Annotated in this window: 1 protein-coding gene; it reads right to left on the minus strand. The window is 69.4% G+C overall.

Annotation, left to right across the window (positions count from 1 at the left end; genetic code table 11):
- On the minus strand, nucleotides 1-999 hold a 999-nt coding region (locus AAH979_RS42995; protein ID WP_346263871.1), incomplete at its 3' end, for an IS110 family transposase.
- Between the last annotated feature and the right edge of the window lie 250 nt (nucleotides 1000-1249).

A 1249-nucleotide genomic window follows, 5' to 3' on the forward strand; every position in this document is an offset into this window, starting at 1 on the left:
GTTGTGCACGAACCGGGCGGCGACTGTCCTCTTCTTCCCCGACGCGCGGGTGATGGGGCTGGTTCCGGCGTAGTTCTTGCGGGCCTTGGCCGAGGTGTAACGATCGTGGTCGTCGCCGAACTCCGCGAGCACCCGGGCGCCGAGGACGGCACCGAGTCCGGGCTGGGACAGGATGATCTCAGCGTCCGGGTGCCGGCCAAAATGGGCCTCGACCTGCCCTTGCAGGGCCTTGACCTGCTCGTTGAGGGTGACCAGCAGCGCGACCAGCGCCCGCACCGACGCGGCGTAGGCGGCGGTGACCGCAGCGGGCTGGCCGAGGTGCTCGGCGCGCAGCACTTCCTGGATCGCCGCGGCCTTCGCCGGGATGTCCCGGCGGCGGGCGCGTTTGAGGGCCGCGCTGATCTGGCTGATGCTCAGTCTCGCGGCGCTGGCCGGGTCGGGGGCCTTGGCGAGGAGTTCCAGGGTGTCGGTGGCGTCGAGGTCGGCGAATGCGGCCAGCGCGGCGGGGAAGTACTCCCGCAGCGCGTGCCGCAGTCGCTGCCCGGCCCGGGTCCGTTCCCAGATCAGCGTCTTGTGCATCCGGGTGACGACCTTGACGGCCTCGGCCTCGGCGGTGTCACCCGCGACCGGGCGCAGTTGGTGGGAGTCGGTGCGCACCATGTCGGCGAGCATGTGCGCGTCGGCCGCGTCGCTCTTGGCCCCGGACACCGCCAGGCGTTCGCGGTAGCGGGCCGCCTGCAACGGGTTGGCCGCGTACACCGTGTACCCGGCAGCGATCAACGCCTGGACCCACGGACCCCGATCGGTTTCGATCCCGATCGTGACCTGCCCGCCGGCGTCGGCGGCGTCCTCGCCGAGCTGCGCACCGATCATCGCGTGCAGCCGGGCGATGCCCGCCACGCCTTCGGGCAGCCGGGCCTTGGCCAGGGTGCGCCCGGCGGCGTCCATCAACTCGACGTCGTGATGGTCCTCGGCCCAGTCATCTCCTACGAACAGCAACGCATCTCCCGTCTCCGACACCCAACACGGTCAGTAGCCAGCAGGAGAACCATCAGCGACCTAATGAAGCAGTGCTCATGCCGCAACCGGGCGGGCACGACATCCCATCAGCGATCAACTCTCCTCACCAACCGGCAGGGGCACGATCTTTCGTCAGGACTCCACGTCCAGGAACATCGAGTGCTCACCTGCCGGCGGCTACCCACCCACCAGGAGTTTGCCGGATGGCTTACTCCCAGAACTCATTAGG

The organism is Plantactinospora sp. ZYX-F-223 (assembly GCF_039649625.1).
Classification (GTDB): Bacteria; Actinomycetota; Actinomycetes; order Mycobacteriales; family Micromonosporaceae; genus Plantactinospora.